The following is a 14173-nucleotide window of genomic DNA, read 5'->3' as shown; positions in this document are numbered from 1 at the left end:
GTAGACGACTGGGTTGATAGGCCGGATCTGGAAGCCCAGTAATGGGTGGAGGTGACCGGTACTAATAGGCCGAGGGCTTGTCCTCAGTTGCTCGCGTCCACTGTGTTAGTTCTGAGGCAACGACTGTTGCCGGCTTAGAGCTGAAAACAAGTGAAAAGTGTGCTTGTTCGCTCGAAACCATTAGGGTTTCGGTGGTCATAGCGTGAGGGAAACGCCCGGTTACATTCCGAACCCGGAAGCTAAGCCTTACAGCGCCGATGGTACTGCAGGGGGGACCCTGTGGGAGAGTAGGACACCGCCGAACAATCTTTGGGGAGGACCCCTGGTCACCAGCGTTCAGCTGGGACCAGGGGTCCTTTCGTTTTTTAGAATGTTTGCGGTACCAGAAGACAGGAGTCACCGATGTCCACCAACTCTCCCGACGACCGACCGGAGCGCGACCAGCGGCGACGGGACGGTGGAGATCGCGGCGGCTACCGCAGCGACCGTGACCGCGGCGACCGTGGTGGCTTCCGCCGTGACAACGACCGCCGTGACAACGACCGGCGCGACAACGACCGTGGCGGCCCTGCCCGTCGGGACGACAACCGCGGTGGCGGCGGTGGCGGGTACCCCCGGCGCGACGACCGTCGGGACGACCGTGACCGTGGCGACCGTGGTGGCTTCCGCCGCGACGACAACCGCAGCGGTGGAGGTAGCAGTAGCGCGGGGTACGGCCGGCGGGACGACCGCCGTGAAGGCGACCGTGGGGCTCGGCCCGCTTTCCAGCGGGACGACCGTGACCGGGGACCGCGTCGGGACGATCGCGATCGTGGGCCCCGGCGCGACGACAACCGCAGCGGCGGGTTCGCCCGCCGGGACGACCGGCGGGATGACCGTCCGGCGTTCCGGCGTGACGACAACCGTGGCGGTGGCGGCAGCGGTGGCGGGTTCGCCCGGCGCGACGACCGTGACCGTGGCGACCGTCCGGCCTTCCGTCGGGACGACAACCGCGGCGGCGGGTTCGCCCGCCGTGACGACCGTGACCGCGGCGACCGTCGGGATGACCGCCGGGATGACCGCCGGGACGATCGGCGGGATGACCGTCCGGCGTTCCGGCGCGACGACAACCGTGGTGGCGGCTTCCGCCGGGACGACCGGCGTGACGATCGTGGTGGCCAGCGTGGAGACGACCGCGGTGGACGGCCGGCCTTCCAGCGTGACGACCGGCGTGACGACCGTGGTGACCGTGGTGGCTTCCGGCGTGACGACCGTCGGGATGACCGCCGTGACGATCGGCGGGACGATCGGCGGGATGACCGTCCGGCGTTCCGGCGTGACGACAACCGTGGCGGTGGCGGCGGCGGTGGCGGGTTCGCCCGGCGCGACGACCGTGACCGTGGCGACCGTCCGGCCTTCCGTCGGGACGACAACCGCGGCGGCGGGTTCGTTCGCCGTGACGACCGGCGTGACGATCGTGGTGGTCAGCGTGGAGACGACCGCGGTGGACGGCCGGCTTTCCGGCGTGACGACCGGCGTGACGACCGTGGCGGGCGGCCCGGTGGTTTCCGGGGCCGTGACGACCGGCGTGACGATCGGCGCGATGACCGGCGTGACGACCGACGGGGTGGTGGCCGGTTCCGTGACGAGCGGGACCGCGACCGGGAGCCGATCAAGCGGCTGCCGATCCCGGAGGACGTCACCGGCGAGGAGATCGACAAGGACGTACGGCAGGAGCTGCAGAGCCTGCCCAAGACGCTCGCCGACGACGTCGCGCGCAACCTGGTGATGGTCGCGCGGCTGATCGACGAGGACCCCGAGGGCGCGTACGGGTATTCCAAGGTGGCGTTGCGGCTGGCGTCGCGTGTCGCCGCCGTGCGGGAGGCCGCCGGGTTCGCCGCGTACGCGAACCAGAAGTACTCCGAGGCGCTGGCCGAGTTCCGGGCGGCGCGGCGGATGACCGGTTCGGTGGAGCTGTGGCCGGTCATGGCCGACTGCGAGCGTGGGCTCGGGCGGCCGGAGAAGGCGCTGGACATGGCCGGTACTCCCGAGGTGCACAAGCTCGACAAGGCCGGTCAGGTGGAGATGCGGCTCGTCGCGGCCGGCGCCCGGCGGGACATGGGGCAGTTGGACGCGGCCATCGTGACGCTGCAGAGCCCCGAGCTGGCGTCCAACTCGGTGCAGCCGTGGACCGCGCGGCTGCGGTACGCCTACGCCGACGCGCTGCACGCCGCCGGGCGCGACGACGAGGCGCGCGAGTGGTTCGGGAAGGCCGTGGAGGCCGACCGGGACGGCAGCACGGACGCCTCCGACCGGCTTGCCGAGATGGACGGCGTGGAGTTCGTCGACGCGCTCGACGACAGCGACACAGCGGCCGAGCAGCAGGCCGAGCAGCAGGCCGAGCCGGCCGACGGTGAGCCGGAGAAGGTCGTCGACGACGTCAAGGACGGCGACGAGGACTGACGTTCGGCAGGAGACACGAGAAGGGGCGGGCCCCCGGCCATCGCCGGGGTCCCGCCCCTTCTCGTGTTTCACAGGTCCAGTGCGCGCAGGACCAGGCCGGAGGCCGGTTTCGGGCCGAAGGACGTCGACTTGCGGGGCATCGTGACGCCCTGGCGGGCGAGGTCGCGGACGACCTCCTCGCGGACCGGGTGGAGCAGGACCGCCGTGGCGCCGCCGCGTTCCGCCTTGCGTACCGTCGCGGCGGTGTCGTGGATGTAGGCGATCCGGGTGGGGTCGTCCTCGGGGATGTGCCACACGTGGTCGAGGAGGGTGCTGTGCAGGACGGTGGCGTCCAGGGTGCGCCAGGCCGGCGGGCGGTCCGTGGGGATCGTACGGGCGAGGAGGGCCGGGTCCGGGTGGTCCAGGAGGTGGAAGGCACCGTCTCCCGCCAGCAGGAACGCGTTGCCGGCGCAGGCCGCGTCGGCCAGGGCATCGAGCGCTTCGGCGAGGGGGGTCTCCAGGCGTCGTACGCGGAAGGCGCCCTTGACGGCGGCCAGGGCCTGAGCCACCGGCAGGCCGTGCAGGAGGCGGTGGATGGCGCGGACGCGCAGGGGGTAGCGGACGGTGTCGACCAGGAGGACCAGGCCGTGGTCCCAGGGGCTCGGGGAGGGGTGCTCGGCGCTCAGCCGGAGGTAGGTGGCCCAGCGGTGGTGGCCGTCGGCGATCAGCGCCTGGTGGCCGGCGAGGTCCGCGCGGACACGTGCCAGTAGGGCGGGATCGGTGATCGCCCAGAGGCGGTGGCGGTAGCCGTCCTCGGTGGTGGTGGCGAGGAGCGGGGGTGTGTCGGCGGTGCGGTCCACGATCTCCGCCGTCGTGCCGTTGCCGCGGTAGGTGAGCAGCAGCGGTTCGAGGTTCGCGTGCGTGGCGCGCATCAGGGCCGCACGCTCCGCCACCACGGGCGGTATGACGTCCTCGTGGGGGAAGACGATCCCCTCCGACGGCTCGGAGACGCGCAGGGCGCCGATCAGACCGCGCTGGAGCATGCCGTCGGCGTGCCGCTGCTCGTAGACGTACAGAGCGGGTTCGGGGTCCGCCGTCAGGACGCCCTCGGCGAGCCAGTGGCGCAGGGCGTCGGCGGCCTGGCCGTTGCGGGCGCTGGGGGTGGTGGCCTGGGGCAGGATCAGGCGGACGATGTTGTAGGGGTCCGCATCCTGGAGCTGGTGCAGGCCGTCGGGTCGGACGACGACGTCGTACGGCGGGGAGGTGACGGCTGCGAGGCTGCCGACCCGGTCGGGGTCGTAGCGCAGGCCTCGGAACGGGGTGAGTTCCAGGCCTCGGGGCGCCATTGCCTCAGAGTGACCTGCTGAGTTCATCCCGGCATCGTACGTGTCGTGCCGGAGGGCGTCCCTGTGTCAGTGGTATGCGCGATGATCGGGGGAAAGCGGATCGAGCGAGGAGCGATGTGGAATGAGCCGGAGCGTCAGGACGAGGCCCGAGGGCAGTGGGCAGGCCCTGAGCGAGGCGTACGACACGGCGCTGCTCGATCTGGACGGGGTGGTGTACGCGGGCGGGAGTGCGATCGTGCACGCCGTCGAGTCGCTGGCCACCGCGCGGGCGGGCGGAATGCGCCTCGCGTACGTGACCAACAACGCGCTGCGGACGCCGGACACGGTCGCCGGGCACCTCACCGAGCTGGGGATCCCGACGGGGGCCGAGGACGTCATCACCTCGGCGCAGGCCGTGGCGCGGCTGATCAGTGAGCAGGTGCCGGCGGGGGCGCGGGTGCTGGTGATCGGCGGGGAGGGGCTGCGGGTCGCGCTGCGGGAGCGGGGGCTGGTTCCGGTGGAGTCGGCGGACGACGATCCGGCGGCCGTGGTGCAGGGCTTCGGCGGACCCGACCTGCCGTGGGGGCGGTTCGCGGAGGCGTCGTACGCCGTCGCGCGCGGGGTGCCGTGGTTCGCGTCCAACACCGATCTGACGATTCCGAGCGGGCGGGGGATCGCGCCGGGTAACGGCGCGGCGGTGGAGGTCGTGCGGATAGCGACCGGTGCCGAGCCGCAGGTCGCGGGGAAGCCGCTGCCCCCGATGCACCGGGAGACCGTCCTGCGGACGGGCGCCGAGCGGCCGTTGGTGGTCGGGGACCGGCTGGACACGGACATCGAGGGGGCGTTCAACGGGGACGTCGACTCGTTGCTCGTGCTCACGGGGGTCACGGACGGCGCCCAGTTGCTTGCCGCGCCGCCGCAGCACAGGCCGACGTACGTGGACCGTGATCTGCGCGGACTGCTCACCGGGCAGCCGGAGGTGAGCGCGGACGGGGACGGCTTCCGGTGCGGTGGCTGGACGGCGAGTGCCGATACGGAGCGGTTGGAGCTGGTGGGGGACGGTGAGGCCCTGGACGGGCTGCGGGCGCTGTGCGCGGCGGCCTGGACGGCGGCCGGGGACGGGGCGTGCGAGCTGGACGGGGGGAAGGCGCTGGCGCGGCTGGGGTTGTGAGGGTCTGACGTCCGGCCGGGAGCTGCGCGCGGGGCGACGGCGCCGACCAGGGAGCAAGGGCTCAGGCAGGGTAGGCTAACCTAACTTCCGTGTTGGTCGACCGTCTTCCCGAACAGCGCGCGGAAACCGCCCCCGCGCCCCCGGACCGCTGGGCGATACGCTCCGCCGGACTGCTCGCCGCACTGGCGGTGCTGCTGGCGGTGGCGGTGGCGAGCATCGCCGTGGGGGCCAAGGAGTTGTCCGTCGCCCAGGTGTGGCACGGGCTGTTCTCGGACTCGGGGACGTACGCGGACGTCGTCGTCGACGAGCGGCTGGCACGGACCGTGCTCGGGCTGCTGGCCGGTGCCGCGCTGGGGCTGGCCGGTGCCGTGCTCCAGGCGCTCACCCGCAATCCGCTGGCCGACCCGGGGCTGCTCGGCATCAACGCCGGTGCCTCGGCGGCCGTCGTCACCGCCATCACCTACTTCGGCGTGACGAGCCTGACCGGGTACGTCTGGTTCGCGTTCTTCGGTGCGGCGGCGGTCGGGGCGCTGGTCTGGTTCCTCGGCGGCAGCCGGGGAGCCACGCCGGTGCGGCTGGCGCTCGCCGGCACCGCGATCAGCGCGGCGCTCTACGGCTATCTCCAGGCCGTGATGATCATGGACGACGCGGCGCTGGCCCGGATGCGGTTCTGGACGGTCGGCTCGCTGTCCACGGCCACCGACGGGACCATCCGGCAGGTGCTGCCCTTCCTGGTCGTCGGCACCCTCGTCGCGTTCGCCCTCGCCCGGCCGCTGAACGCCGTGGAGATGGGCGACGACACGGCCAGGGCGCTCGGCGCGAACCTCAACCGCACCCGGGCGCTGTCCATGCTCGCGGCGACCGTGCTGTGCGGGGCCGCGACCGCCGCCTGCGGACCGATCGTGTTCGTCGGCCTGATGGTTCCGCACATCGTCCGCTCCTTCACCGGCCCCGACCTGCGCTGGATCATGCCGTACGCGGCGCTCCTGTCGCCGGTGCTGCTGCTCGGCTCCGATGTGATCGGCCGGCTCGTGGCCCGTCCGTCGGAGGTCCAGGTCGGCATCATCACCGCGATCATCGGCGGGCCGGTCTTCATCTTTCTCGTACGACGGCGGAGGACGGCCCAGCTGTGAGGACCGCGGAATCAGGCAGGAAGGGGAGCCGTGCGGTGCGTACCCCGGGTGGGCTGTCGGTCCGGCCGGACGTTCGGGCGCTGGTCGTCGTCGGCCTGCTGGTGCTGGCCGCGTTCGCCGCGAGCGTGGTGCTGATCGGCACCGGTGACTTCCCGATCTCGACCGGAGACGTGCTGAAGACGCTGTTCGGGGAGGGCAACCCCGGTCAGGAGCTCGTCGTCAACGATCTGCGGCTGCCGCGGGTCCTTGTGGGGCTGCTGGTGGGCGCCTCGCTGGGGCTGGGCGGCGCGCTGTTCCAGGCCGTGTCGCGCAACCCGCTGGGCAGCCCGGACATCCTGGGCCTCGGGCAGGGGGCGACGGCCGGTGCGCTCGTGATGATCGTGCTGTTCTCCGGGACCACCGAGCAGGTCACCCTGGGCGCGCTGGTCGGCGGGCTGGTGACCGGCGCCGCCATCTATCTGCTCGCGTGGAAGCGGGGCGTGCACGGCTACCGGCTGGTCCTCGTCGGCATCGGCGTCTCGGCCGTCGCGTCGGCCGTCAACGGCTATCTGATCACCAAGGCCGACTTCGTCGACGCGGCGCGGGCCGTCGTATGGATGACCGGAACGCTGGACGGCCGGGACTGGGACCAGGTCTGGCCGCTGCTCGCCCTGGTGTGCGTGCTCGTACCGCTCGTACTCGGCAACGCGCGCGGGCTGCGGATGCTGGAGATGGGCGACGACGTCTCCTCCGCTCTCGGTGTGCGGGTGGAGCGGGTGCGGCTGCTGCTGATGGTGGCGGCCGTGCTGCTCACCGCCGCCGCCACGGCCGCCGCGGGGCCGGTCGGCTTCGTGGCGCTCACCTCGCCGCAGCTCGCGCGGCGCCTGACCCGCTCGCCCGGACCGAACCTCGTGGCGTCGCTGTGCATGGGCGCCGCGCTGCTGGTCACCGCCGACTGGGCCGCGCAGCGGCTCTTCGGCGACGGACAACTGCCGGCGGGCGTGGTCACCGGTGTGCTCGGCGGGCTCTATCTGCTGTGGCTGCTGGTCACCGAGCGCAAGGCGGGCCGGATATGAGCGGGCCAACGAACGAGAAGAACCCCCTGAGGAGCACTGTGAACCGCCTGTCCGCCGAGAACGTCACCCTCGCCTATGACCAGCGGGTCATCGCCGAGCGGCTGTCGGTGGAGATACCCGACCACTCCTTCACCGTGATCGTCGGCCCCAACGCGTGCGGCAAGTCGACGCTGCTGAGGGCGCTGTCGCGGATGCTGAAGCCGTCCGCGGGGCGGGTGCTGCTCGACGGGCAGGTGATCCAGTCGATGCCGGCGAAGAAGGTCGCCCGGACGCTGGGTCTGCTGCCGCAGTCGTCCATCGCGCCCGACGGGATCACCGTCGCCGACCTGGTGGGCCGGGGCCGCTACCCGCACCAGGGGATCCTGCGGCAGTGGTCGGCCGAGGACGAGCGGGTCGTCCAGGAGTCCATGGCGCAGACCGGGGTCGCCGAGCTCGCCGACCGGTATGTGGACGAGCTGTCCGGCGGGCAGCGCCAGCGCGTGTGGATCGCGATGGCCCTCGCCCAGCAGACCCCGCTGCTGCTGCTCGACGAGCCGACCACCTACCTGGACATCCAGCACCAGATCGACGTCCTGGATCTGTGTGCCGAGCTGCACGAGGAGCAGGGCCGCACGCTGGTCGCCGTCCTCCACGACCTCAACCACGCGGCCCGCTACGCCACCCACCTCATCGCGCTCAAGGACGGCGAGGTCATCGCCCAGGGCGCACCCGAGGAGATCGTCACGGCCGGGCTGGTCGAGGAGGTGTTCGGGCTGCGCTGTCAGGTCATCGACGACCCGGAGACGGGGACACCGCTGGTGGTGCCGGCGGCGCGTCAGGCACGGGCACGGGCGAAGGTCACAGAAGCTTCCTGAGCTGGAACAGGTCCCGCAGGCCCGCCTCCAGCTTCACCCTCCCCGTCCCCCAAGCCTTCGCGAAGTTCAGCTCGCCGGCGACCAGCGCCACCAGGTCGTCGCCGGTCATGGTCAGCCTGATCTGGGCCTTCTCCGGAGGAGGGCCCTGCAGGGTGTCCTGGACCACGATCCGGCCGCCCGCCATACGGCCGACGAACGTGACGTCCAGGTCGGTGATCCGGCAGCTCACCGAGCGGTCCAGGGACGCGGCCGTGCGGACGTCACCTTCGGCGCGCTGCATGTTGTCAGAGAGCTTCTCGAGCGCCGTACGGCACTCCTCGGTCGTGGCCATCGCGACCGACGGTACCCCAGTGTTCGGGTAGCGTCTGGGCATGAGCGACACAGTGCCGGAGACCGTGCCGGAAGTGCCGGAGGAGCCGGCGTACGACCCCGCCGGCCCCGCCCCGCTGGCCGTCCCCCGCACCCCCACCGGCAACGCCGAGGTCGACGGCGGCCTGGACCGGCTGGCCGACGCCGACCACCTCGCCACCGACGGACACCTCGAGGTGTACGAGGATGTACATCAGGGGCTGCGTGACGCGCTCACCGCGCTCGACGCCCGCCCGGGACCTCCGGCGCCCCCCTCGACGTACAGCAGTAGGAGCTGAACCGAACGTGGCAGGAGTCGCACGTCGCCGTCTGGACGCGGAGCTGGTCCGCCGGAAGCTCGCGCGTTCTCGCGAGCATGCGGGGCAGCTGATCGCCGCCGGGCGGGTCACCGTCGGCAAGGCCGTCGCGACCAAGCCCGCCACCCAGGTGGAGACGGCGGCGGCCATTGTCGTGGCCGTCGACGGCAACGACCCCGACTATGTGTCGAGGGGCGGGCACAAACTCGCCGGCGCGCTGGAGGCGTTCGTCCCGCAGGGGCTCACCGTCGAGGGGCGGTGGGCGCTGGACGCCGGGGCGTCCACCGGCGGGTTCACGGACGTGCTGCTGAGGGCCGGGGCCTCGCACGTCGTCGCCGTGGACGTCGGATACGGACAACTCGCCTGGTCTCTGCGGAGCGATGAACGCGTCACCGTCAAGGACCGTACGAACGTACGCGAGTTGACGCTTGAAGCGATCGATGGGAAGCCTGTGGATCTTGTCGTGGGGGATTTGTCCTTCATCCCGCTCGGGCTGGTGCTGCCGGCCCTGACGCGGTGCACCGGGCCGGACGCGGACCTGGTGATGATGGTCAAGCCTCAGTTCGAGGTGGGGAAGGAACGGCTCGGCAGCGGGGGCGTCGTACGCAGCCCCGAACTGCGCGCCGAGGCGGTGCGCGGCGTGGCCGGGAAGGCGTGGGAGCTGGGGCTCGGGGTGCGGGGTGTCACCGCCAGTCCGCTGCCCGGGCCCTCGGGCAATGTCGAGTACTTTCTGTGGCTCAAGGCCGGGGCACCTGCCCTGGACCCGGCCGACGTTGACCGTGCAGTGGCGGAGGGGCCGCGTTGAGTCAGAACCGAGCTCGTACTGTTTTCCTGCTCGCCCACACCGGGCGGCCGGCGGCGACCCGCAGCGCCGAACTGGTGGTGAAGGGTCTGCTGCGCGAGGGCATCGGGGTGCGGGTCCTGGAGTACGAGGCCGCCGACCTGCATGTGCCGGACGAGGTGGAGCAGGTCCATGAGGCCACTCCGGACTGCCTGGAGGGGTGCGAGCTGCTCATCGTCCTCGGCGGTGACGGCACGCTGCTGCGCGGCGCCGAGTTCGCGCGGGCGTCCGGGGTGCCGATGCTCGGCGTCAACCTGGGCAGCGTCGGGTTCCTCGCGGAGGCCGAGCGCGACGACCTCGACAAGGTCGTCGACCGGGTCGTGTCCAGGGCGTACGAGGTCGAGGAGCGGATGACCGTCGATGTCGTCGTGCACCGCAACGGGGACATCGTGCACACGGACTGGGCGCTGAACGAGGCGGCCGTGCAGAAGGCGGGCGCCGAGAAGCTGCTGGAAGTGGTGCTGGAGATCGACGGGCGGCCGGTGACCGGGTTCGGGTGCGACGGCATCGTGCTGTCCACGCCCACCGGGTCGACCGCCTACGCGTTCTCCGCCGGCGGGCCCGTGGTGTGGCCCGAGGTGGAGGCGCTGCTGATGGTGCCGATCAGTGCGCACGCGCTGTTCGCGAAGCCGTTGGTGACCTCGCCCAACTCCGTGCTCGCCGTGGAGTTGCTGCCCCATATTCCGCCGGGTGTGCTGTGGTGCGACGGGCGGCGGACCTTCGAGCTGCCTCCGGGGGCTCGGGTGGAGGTGCGGCGGGGGGCCGTGCCGGTGCGGTTGGCTCGACTGCATCATGCGTCGTTCACCGATCGGCTGGTGGCGAAGTTCGCTCTGCCCGTTTCCGGGTGGCGGGGGGCTCGGCACTAGCGGTTGGTGGGGGTGGCGGGGACTGATGGCGGCTGCCGCGCCGTCGTGGCTGATCGCGCCCGCGCGGCGGAGCCGCATATCGACACAGCCCCGCGCCCCTGGGTATCTACACCCGGCCGAGTGACAAGGGCGCCTCGCGCTCTTTGGCTCGGACCTCGTAAGGTCGTCTCCGTGTTGGAGGAGATGCGGATACGGTCGCTCGGAGTCATCGACGACGCTGTTGTCGAGCTGTCGCCCGGCTTCACCGCCGTCACCGGTGAGACGGGTGCGGGCAAGACCATGGTGGTCACCAGCCTCGGGCTGCTGCTGGGCGGACGCGCCGATCCCGCGCTTGTGCGGATCGGCGCCGACCGGGCGGTCGTGGAGGGGCGGATCAGCGTGCCCCCGGGCGCCTCGGTGGTCGTACGGGCCGAGGAGGCCGGGGCCGAGCTCGACGACGGCGCGCTGCTCATCAGCCGTACCGTTTCGGCCGAGGGGCGGTCGCGGGCGCACGTCGGCGGGCGGAGCGTGCCGGTGGGCGTGCTGGCCGAGCTGGCGGACGAACTCGTCGCCGTGCACGGGCAGACCGACCAGCAGGGGCTGCTGAAGCTGTCCCGGCAGCGGCAGGCGCTCGACCGGTACGCGGGGGACGCGGTCGCCGTGCCGCTCGCCAAGTACACGGAGGCGTACCGGCGGCTGCGGGCCGTGGCCGTCGAGCTGGACGAGATCGTCACACGCGCGCGTGAGCGGGCCCAGGAGGCCGACATGCTGCGCTACGGCCTCGACGAAATCGCCGGTGTCGAGCCGCGGGCCGGCGAGGACGTGGAGCTCGCGGAGGAGGCCGAGCGGCTCGGGCACGCGGAGGCGCTGTCCTCGGCCGCCACGGCCGCGCACGCGGCTCTCGCGGGCAACCCGGAGGATCCCGAGGGCATCGACGCCGCCACCCTGGTGGCGGGCGCCCAGCGAGCCCTGGAGGCCGTACGGTCGTACGACCCGAAGCTGTCCACGCTGGCCGACCGGATCGGGGAGATCGCGATCCTGCTGGGCGATGTGGCCGGGGAACTCGCGGGGTACGCCGACGACCTCGACGCCGATCCGCTGCGGCTGGCGGCCGTGGAGGAGCGGCGGGCCGCGCTCACCGCGCTGACCCGGAAGTACGGGTCGGACGTGAACGCGGTCCTGGCGTGGGCCGAGCAGAGCGCCGCGCGCCTCACCGAGCTGGACGGCGACGACGACCGGATCGACGAGCTGACCGTCGAGCGGGACGCGCTCCGCGCCGAACTGGGCGGGCTCGCGCAGGCCCTGACCGACGCGCGCACGGACGCCGCCGAGCGGTTCGCCGCCGCGGTGACCGCCGAGCTGGCGTCGCTGGCGATGCCCCACGCGCGTGTGTCGTTCGCGATCCGGCAGACCGAGGACCCGGAGGGCGTGGAGGTCGGCGGGCGCGCGGTCGCCTACGGGCCGTCCGGCGCCGACGAGGTCGAGCTGCTGCTCGCCCCGCATCCGGGCGCGCCGCCGCGGCCCATCGCCAAGGGCGCGTCCGGCGGTGAGCTGTCGCGCGTGATGCTGGCCGTGGAGGTCGTGTTCGCGGGTACGGACCCGGTGCCGACGTATCTCTTCGACGAGGTCGACGCCGGTGTCGGCGGCAAGGCGGCGGTCGAGATCGGGCGGCGGCTCGCGAAGCTCGCGAAGACCGCTCAGGTCGTGGTCGTCACCCATCTGCCGCAGGTGGCCGCGTTCGCCGACCGGCAGCTGCTGGTGGAGAAGACGAACGACGGGTCCGTGACCCGGTCGGGCGTGAAGGTCCTGGAGGGCGAGGAGCGGATCCGGGAACTGTCCCGGATGCTCGCCGGCCAGGAGGACTCCGAGACGGCCCGGGCGCACGCGGAGGAACTGCTGGCTACGGCCCGGGCGGACGGGTAGCAGCCGGAGCGGGCAGCCGGCGGTGGGTGGTCGGCAGCCGTAGCCGGGTGGCGCGGCTTGCGGACGGGCGTCGGGGCGGGTGTTGAGTGCCGTCAGTGCGTCGCGGGCGGTCTGCGCCGCCGGGTCCGGTGGGCGGGGTGTCCGGGGCACCGGGGGCTGCTGTGGCGTGGCGTGCGGGGTGGGTGTGGGTGGTCGGTGGGTCGGGGCGGGTGTTGAGTGCCGTCAGCGTGTTGAGGGCGGCTTGTGCCGCCGGGTCCGGTGGGCGGGGTGTCCGGGGCTCGGGGGCGGCGGCCCGTGGGGTGGCGTGCGGCGGGGTGTGGGTGGTCAGTGGGTCGGGGTGGGTGTCGGGGGTGGGGGGTACAGGTGGGTCAGGGTGTCGAGTCGGGTGTCGAGTGCCGTCAGTGCGTCGAGGGCGGCTTGCGCCGCCGGGTCCGGTGGGCGGGGTGTCCGGGGCTCGGGGGGCTGCTGCGGCGTGGCCGGTGGCTGGGGGCGGCGGCCGATGGCGCGGCGTACGGCGAGGGCGTGGGCGGCGACCTCGGAGCGCCGGCCCGCCAGGTCCGGGGTGTCGGCGAGGCCGTCCGACGCCGAGGTGACGGCCGCGGCCAGGGCGTCGGCCGGGGCGGCGCAGCGGCGCAGGGCCGCGGTGGCCCGTAGCGCGGTGTCGTCCGGATGCCAGCGGGCGGACAGCCGGCGGGGCAGCGGCAGGGCGGCGAGCATGCGCAGGGGCGCGGTGGACACGGCCAGTTGGTCGACGCGGTGGGCGAACCGGGTCCGGGCGCGGCGCACGGCGCGTTCGTCGTGCCAGTCGGCCTCCAGCAGTTCGCCCAGGCCGGCCAGCGCGGCGGCGGTGCGGGCCCGGGCCACGGCTGCCGTACGGATCGGCAGGACCAGCCAGGACGCCGCCAGACCGATGACCGCGCCGACCGCGATGCCCGCCAGCCGGGTGTCCAGGAGGTCTCCCGGGCTCTGCCCGAACCAGTCGTAGAGCAGGGACAGCACGGCGGTGACACAGGCGGCCCAGAACGCGTAGCTCAGCTCCCGCAGCCAGGTCGCCACCGCGAGCACCGCGAAGATCACCACCACGGCCGTGTCGGAGCGCGGACCGAAGGAGCCCGAGACGGCGCCCGCGACGAGGGTGCCGGCCGCGGCTCCGACCGTCCGCCAGGCGCCCTTCACCAGGACGTCCCCGCGGCTGAGCGCGCCACTGCACACCAGGAACGCCGTCAGTACGACCCAGGCCCAGTGGTCCGGCCACACCGTCCGGCCGACGACGAACGCGGCGGTCAGCGCCGCGGCCATCTGCAACGCCATCCGGGTGGCGGCCGGCAGGCCCTTGCGGGCGGGCGCGGGGGCCGGCCGCACGACCCAGGCCGGCGGGGGAGTCGGCACGAACCTCGTGCGCTGTGCCGTCCACGTCAGCGCCGTACCCCAGACGACCGCCACGAGCGCGGTCACCGCCGCCCAGCCGGTGGGCTCGTGGCCGCCGCCGGTGGGCGCGATCCCGGGCGGGACCACGAGCACCGCGACCAGGGGGAGTACGACGAGGGTGCCCGCGCGGGTGGCGCGTGTCCCGAAGCGGCGGATCCAGATCGCCCCGGCCATGCCGACGACGAACACCGCGTCGCCCGCGGTCGGATGGCGCTGGATCAGGGTGCTCAGCTCGGTGCCGCCGGCCGCGGCGCACGGCAGCACGGCACAGGCCACCAGACGGTCGGTGCGGTCGAAGGCGCGCTGTACCCGGCCGAGCGCGGAGGCGACCACCACGGCCTGCACGACGCTGTCCACCCGCAGTCCGGCCTCGTGCTCGACGAACAGCGCCCAGCCGTAGGCGCCGAGCACGGTGGCCATGGTCACGGCGGTCGTCCGCAGGTACAGCCACGCCGGGTCGAAAAGGTAAGCTCTGCGTATGATCACGGTCGTAAGATGCCGATCAAGTCGGG

General features: G+C 72.9%; 12 protein-coding genes, 1 rRNA gene and 1 pseudogene. 11 read left to right on the top strand and 3 right to left on the bottom strand.

Annotated features, from left to right (window positions below):
• Positions 1 to 187 precede the first annotated feature (187 nt).
• From rrf to ACFPIH_RS52980, 3 genes and pseudogenes are all read left to right on the top strand, one after another.
• Positions 188 to 304: ribosomal RNA gene (gene rrf / locus ACFPIH_RS52985) — 5S ribosomal RNA — on the top strand.
• 701 nt (positions 305 to 1005) lie between these two features.
• A pseudogene (locus ACFPIH_RS56570) lies at positions 1006 to 1611 on the top strand (hypothetical protein); the annotation flags it as partial.
• A 48-nt stretch (positions 1612 to 1659) separates the two neighbouring features.
• On the top strand, positions 1660 to 2442 hold the full coding sequence (locus ACFPIH_RS52980) for a hypothetical protein (protein ID WP_381180358.1): 783 nt from the start codon (positions 1660 to 1662) through the stop codon (positions 2440 to 2442).
• A 68-nt stretch (positions 2443 to 2510) separates the two neighbouring features.
• On the opposite strand, the gene ACFPIH_RS52975 is transcribed toward ACFPIH_RS52980, so the two are convergent.
• Positions 2511 to 3794, bottom strand: coding sequence for a DUF1015 domain-containing protein (locus tag ACFPIH_RS52975; protein WP_381179947.1), 1284 nt, complete (start codon positions 3792 to 3794; stop codon positions 2511 to 2513).
• Between the two features lie 94 nt (positions 3795 to 3888).
• Between ACFPIH_RS52975 and ACFPIH_RS52970 the strand changes: the two genes are divergently transcribed.
• The 4 genes from ACFPIH_RS52970 to ACFPIH_RS52955 all read left to right on the top strand — a co-directional run bounded on the left by ACFPIH_RS52970 (position 3889) and on the right by ACFPIH_RS52955 (position 7959).
• Positions 3889 to 4917, top strand: coding sequence for an HAD hydrolase-like protein (locus ACFPIH_RS52970; protein ID WP_381179950.1), 1029 nt, complete (start codon positions 3889 to 3891; stop codon positions 4915 to 4917).
• 89 nt (positions 4918 to 5006) lie between these two features.
• A complete protein-coding gene (locus tag ACFPIH_RS52965; protein WP_381179952.1) occupies positions 5007 to 6050 on the top strand; it encodes a FecCD family ABC transporter permease in 1044 nt (347 codons plus the stop codon).
• The gene (locus ACFPIH_RS52960; RefSeq protein ID WP_381179955.1) at positions 6047 to 7105 is read left to right on the top strand and encodes a FecCD family ABC transporter permease; all 1059 of its coding nucleotides are present in this window, start codon (positions 6047 to 6049) and stop codon (positions 7103 to 7105) included. The genes ACFPIH_RS52965 and ACFPIH_RS52960 overlap by 4 nt, the downstream gene beginning before the upstream one ends.
• Positions 7102 to 7959: an ABC transporter ATP-binding protein gene (locus tag ACFPIH_RS52955; protein WP_381179958.1), complete on the top strand. Its 858-nt coding sequence runs from the start codon at positions 7102 to 7104 to the stop codon at positions 7957 to 7959. The genes ACFPIH_RS52960 and ACFPIH_RS52955 overlap by 4 nt, the downstream gene beginning before the upstream one ends.
• On the opposite strand, the gene ACFPIH_RS52950 is transcribed toward ACFPIH_RS52955, so the two are convergent.
• Positions 7943 to 8290 carry an SCP2 sterol-binding domain-containing protein gene (locus ACFPIH_RS52950; protein WP_381179961.1) on the bottom strand — a complete coding sequence of 116 codons (348 nt, stop codon included), beginning with the start codon at positions 8288 to 8290 and terminating at the stop codon, positions 7943 to 7945. The two genes, ACFPIH_RS52955 and ACFPIH_RS52950, sit on opposite strands and share 17 nt — an antisense overlap.
• Positions 8291 to 8330: 40 nt before the next feature.
• Here ACFPIH_RS52950 and ACFPIH_RS52945 point away from each other — a divergent pair, with 40 nt between their 5' ends.
• From ACFPIH_RS52945 to recN, 4 genes are all read left to right on the top strand, one after another.
• Positions 8331 to 8606, top strand: coding sequence for a hypothetical protein (locus ACFPIH_RS52945; protein WP_381179964.1), 276 nt, complete (start codon positions 8331 to 8333; stop codon positions 8604 to 8606).
• Between the two features lie 7 nt (positions 8607 to 8613).
• On the top strand, positions 8614 to 9429 hold the full coding sequence (locus ACFPIH_RS52940) for a TlyA family RNA methyltransferase (protein WP_381179967.1): 816 nt from the start codon (positions 8614 to 8616) through the stop codon (positions 9427 to 9429).
• The gene (locus ACFPIH_RS52935; protein WP_381179970.1) at positions 9426 to 10331 is read left to right on the top strand and encodes an NAD kinase; all 906 of its coding nucleotides are present in this window, start codon (positions 9426 to 9428) and stop codon (positions 10329 to 10331) included. Before ACFPIH_RS52940 ends, ACFPIH_RS52935 begins: the two co-directional genes overlap by 4 nt.
• A gap of 183 nt (positions 10332 to 10514) precedes the next feature.
• Complete coding sequence (gene recN, locus ACFPIH_RS52930) at positions 10515 to 12233, top strand: DNA repair protein RecN (RefSeq protein WP_381180360.1); 1719 nt, start codon at positions 10515 to 10517, stop codon at positions 12231 to 12233.
• A gap of 324 nt (positions 12234 to 12557) precedes the next feature.
• On the opposite strand, the gene ACFPIH_RS52925 is transcribed toward recN, so the two are convergent.
• The gene (locus ACFPIH_RS52925; RefSeq protein ID WP_385879245.1) at positions 12558 to 14147 is read right to left on the bottom strand and encodes an FUSC family protein; all 1590 of its coding nucleotides are present in this window, start codon (positions 14145 to 14147) and stop codon (positions 12558 to 12560) included.
• Between the last annotated feature and the right edge of the window lie 26 nt (positions 14148 to 14173).

Source organism: Streptomyces vulcanius (genome assembly GCF_042653945.1).
Taxonomy (GTDB): domain Bacteria; phylum Actinomycetota; class Actinomycetes; order Streptomycetales; family Streptomycetaceae; genus Streptomyces; species Streptomyces mangrovi.
Note: the sequence above shows the minus strand (reverse complement) of the source record. Positions and strands in the feature narration are given on the sequence as shown.

Coding starts and splice junctions, on each gene's coding strand:
- ACFPIH_RS52975 (WP_381179947.1), bottom strand. CDS start 3,794: ATGAACTCAGCAGGTCACTCTGAGGCAATGGCGCCCCGAGGCCTGGAA.
- ACFPIH_RS52970 (WP_381179950.1), top strand. CDS start 3,889: ATGAGCCGGAGCGTCAGGACGAGGCCCGAGGGCAGTGGGCAGGCCCTG.
- ACFPIH_RS52955 (WP_381179958.1), top strand. CDS start 7,102: ATGAGCGGGCCAACGAACGAGAAGAACCCCCTGAGGAGCACTGTGAAC.
- ACFPIH_RS52950 (WP_381179961.1), bottom strand. CDS start 8,290: ATGGCCACGACCGAGGAGTGCCGTACGGCGCTCGAGAAGCTCTCTGAC.
- ACFPIH_RS52945 (WP_381179964.1), top strand. CDS start 8,331: ATGAGCGACACAGTGCCGGAGACCGTGCCGGAAGTGCCGGAGGAGCCG.
- recN (WP_381180360.1), top strand. CDS start 10,515: ATGCGGATACGGTCGCTCGGAGTCATCGACGACGCTGTTGTCGAGCTG.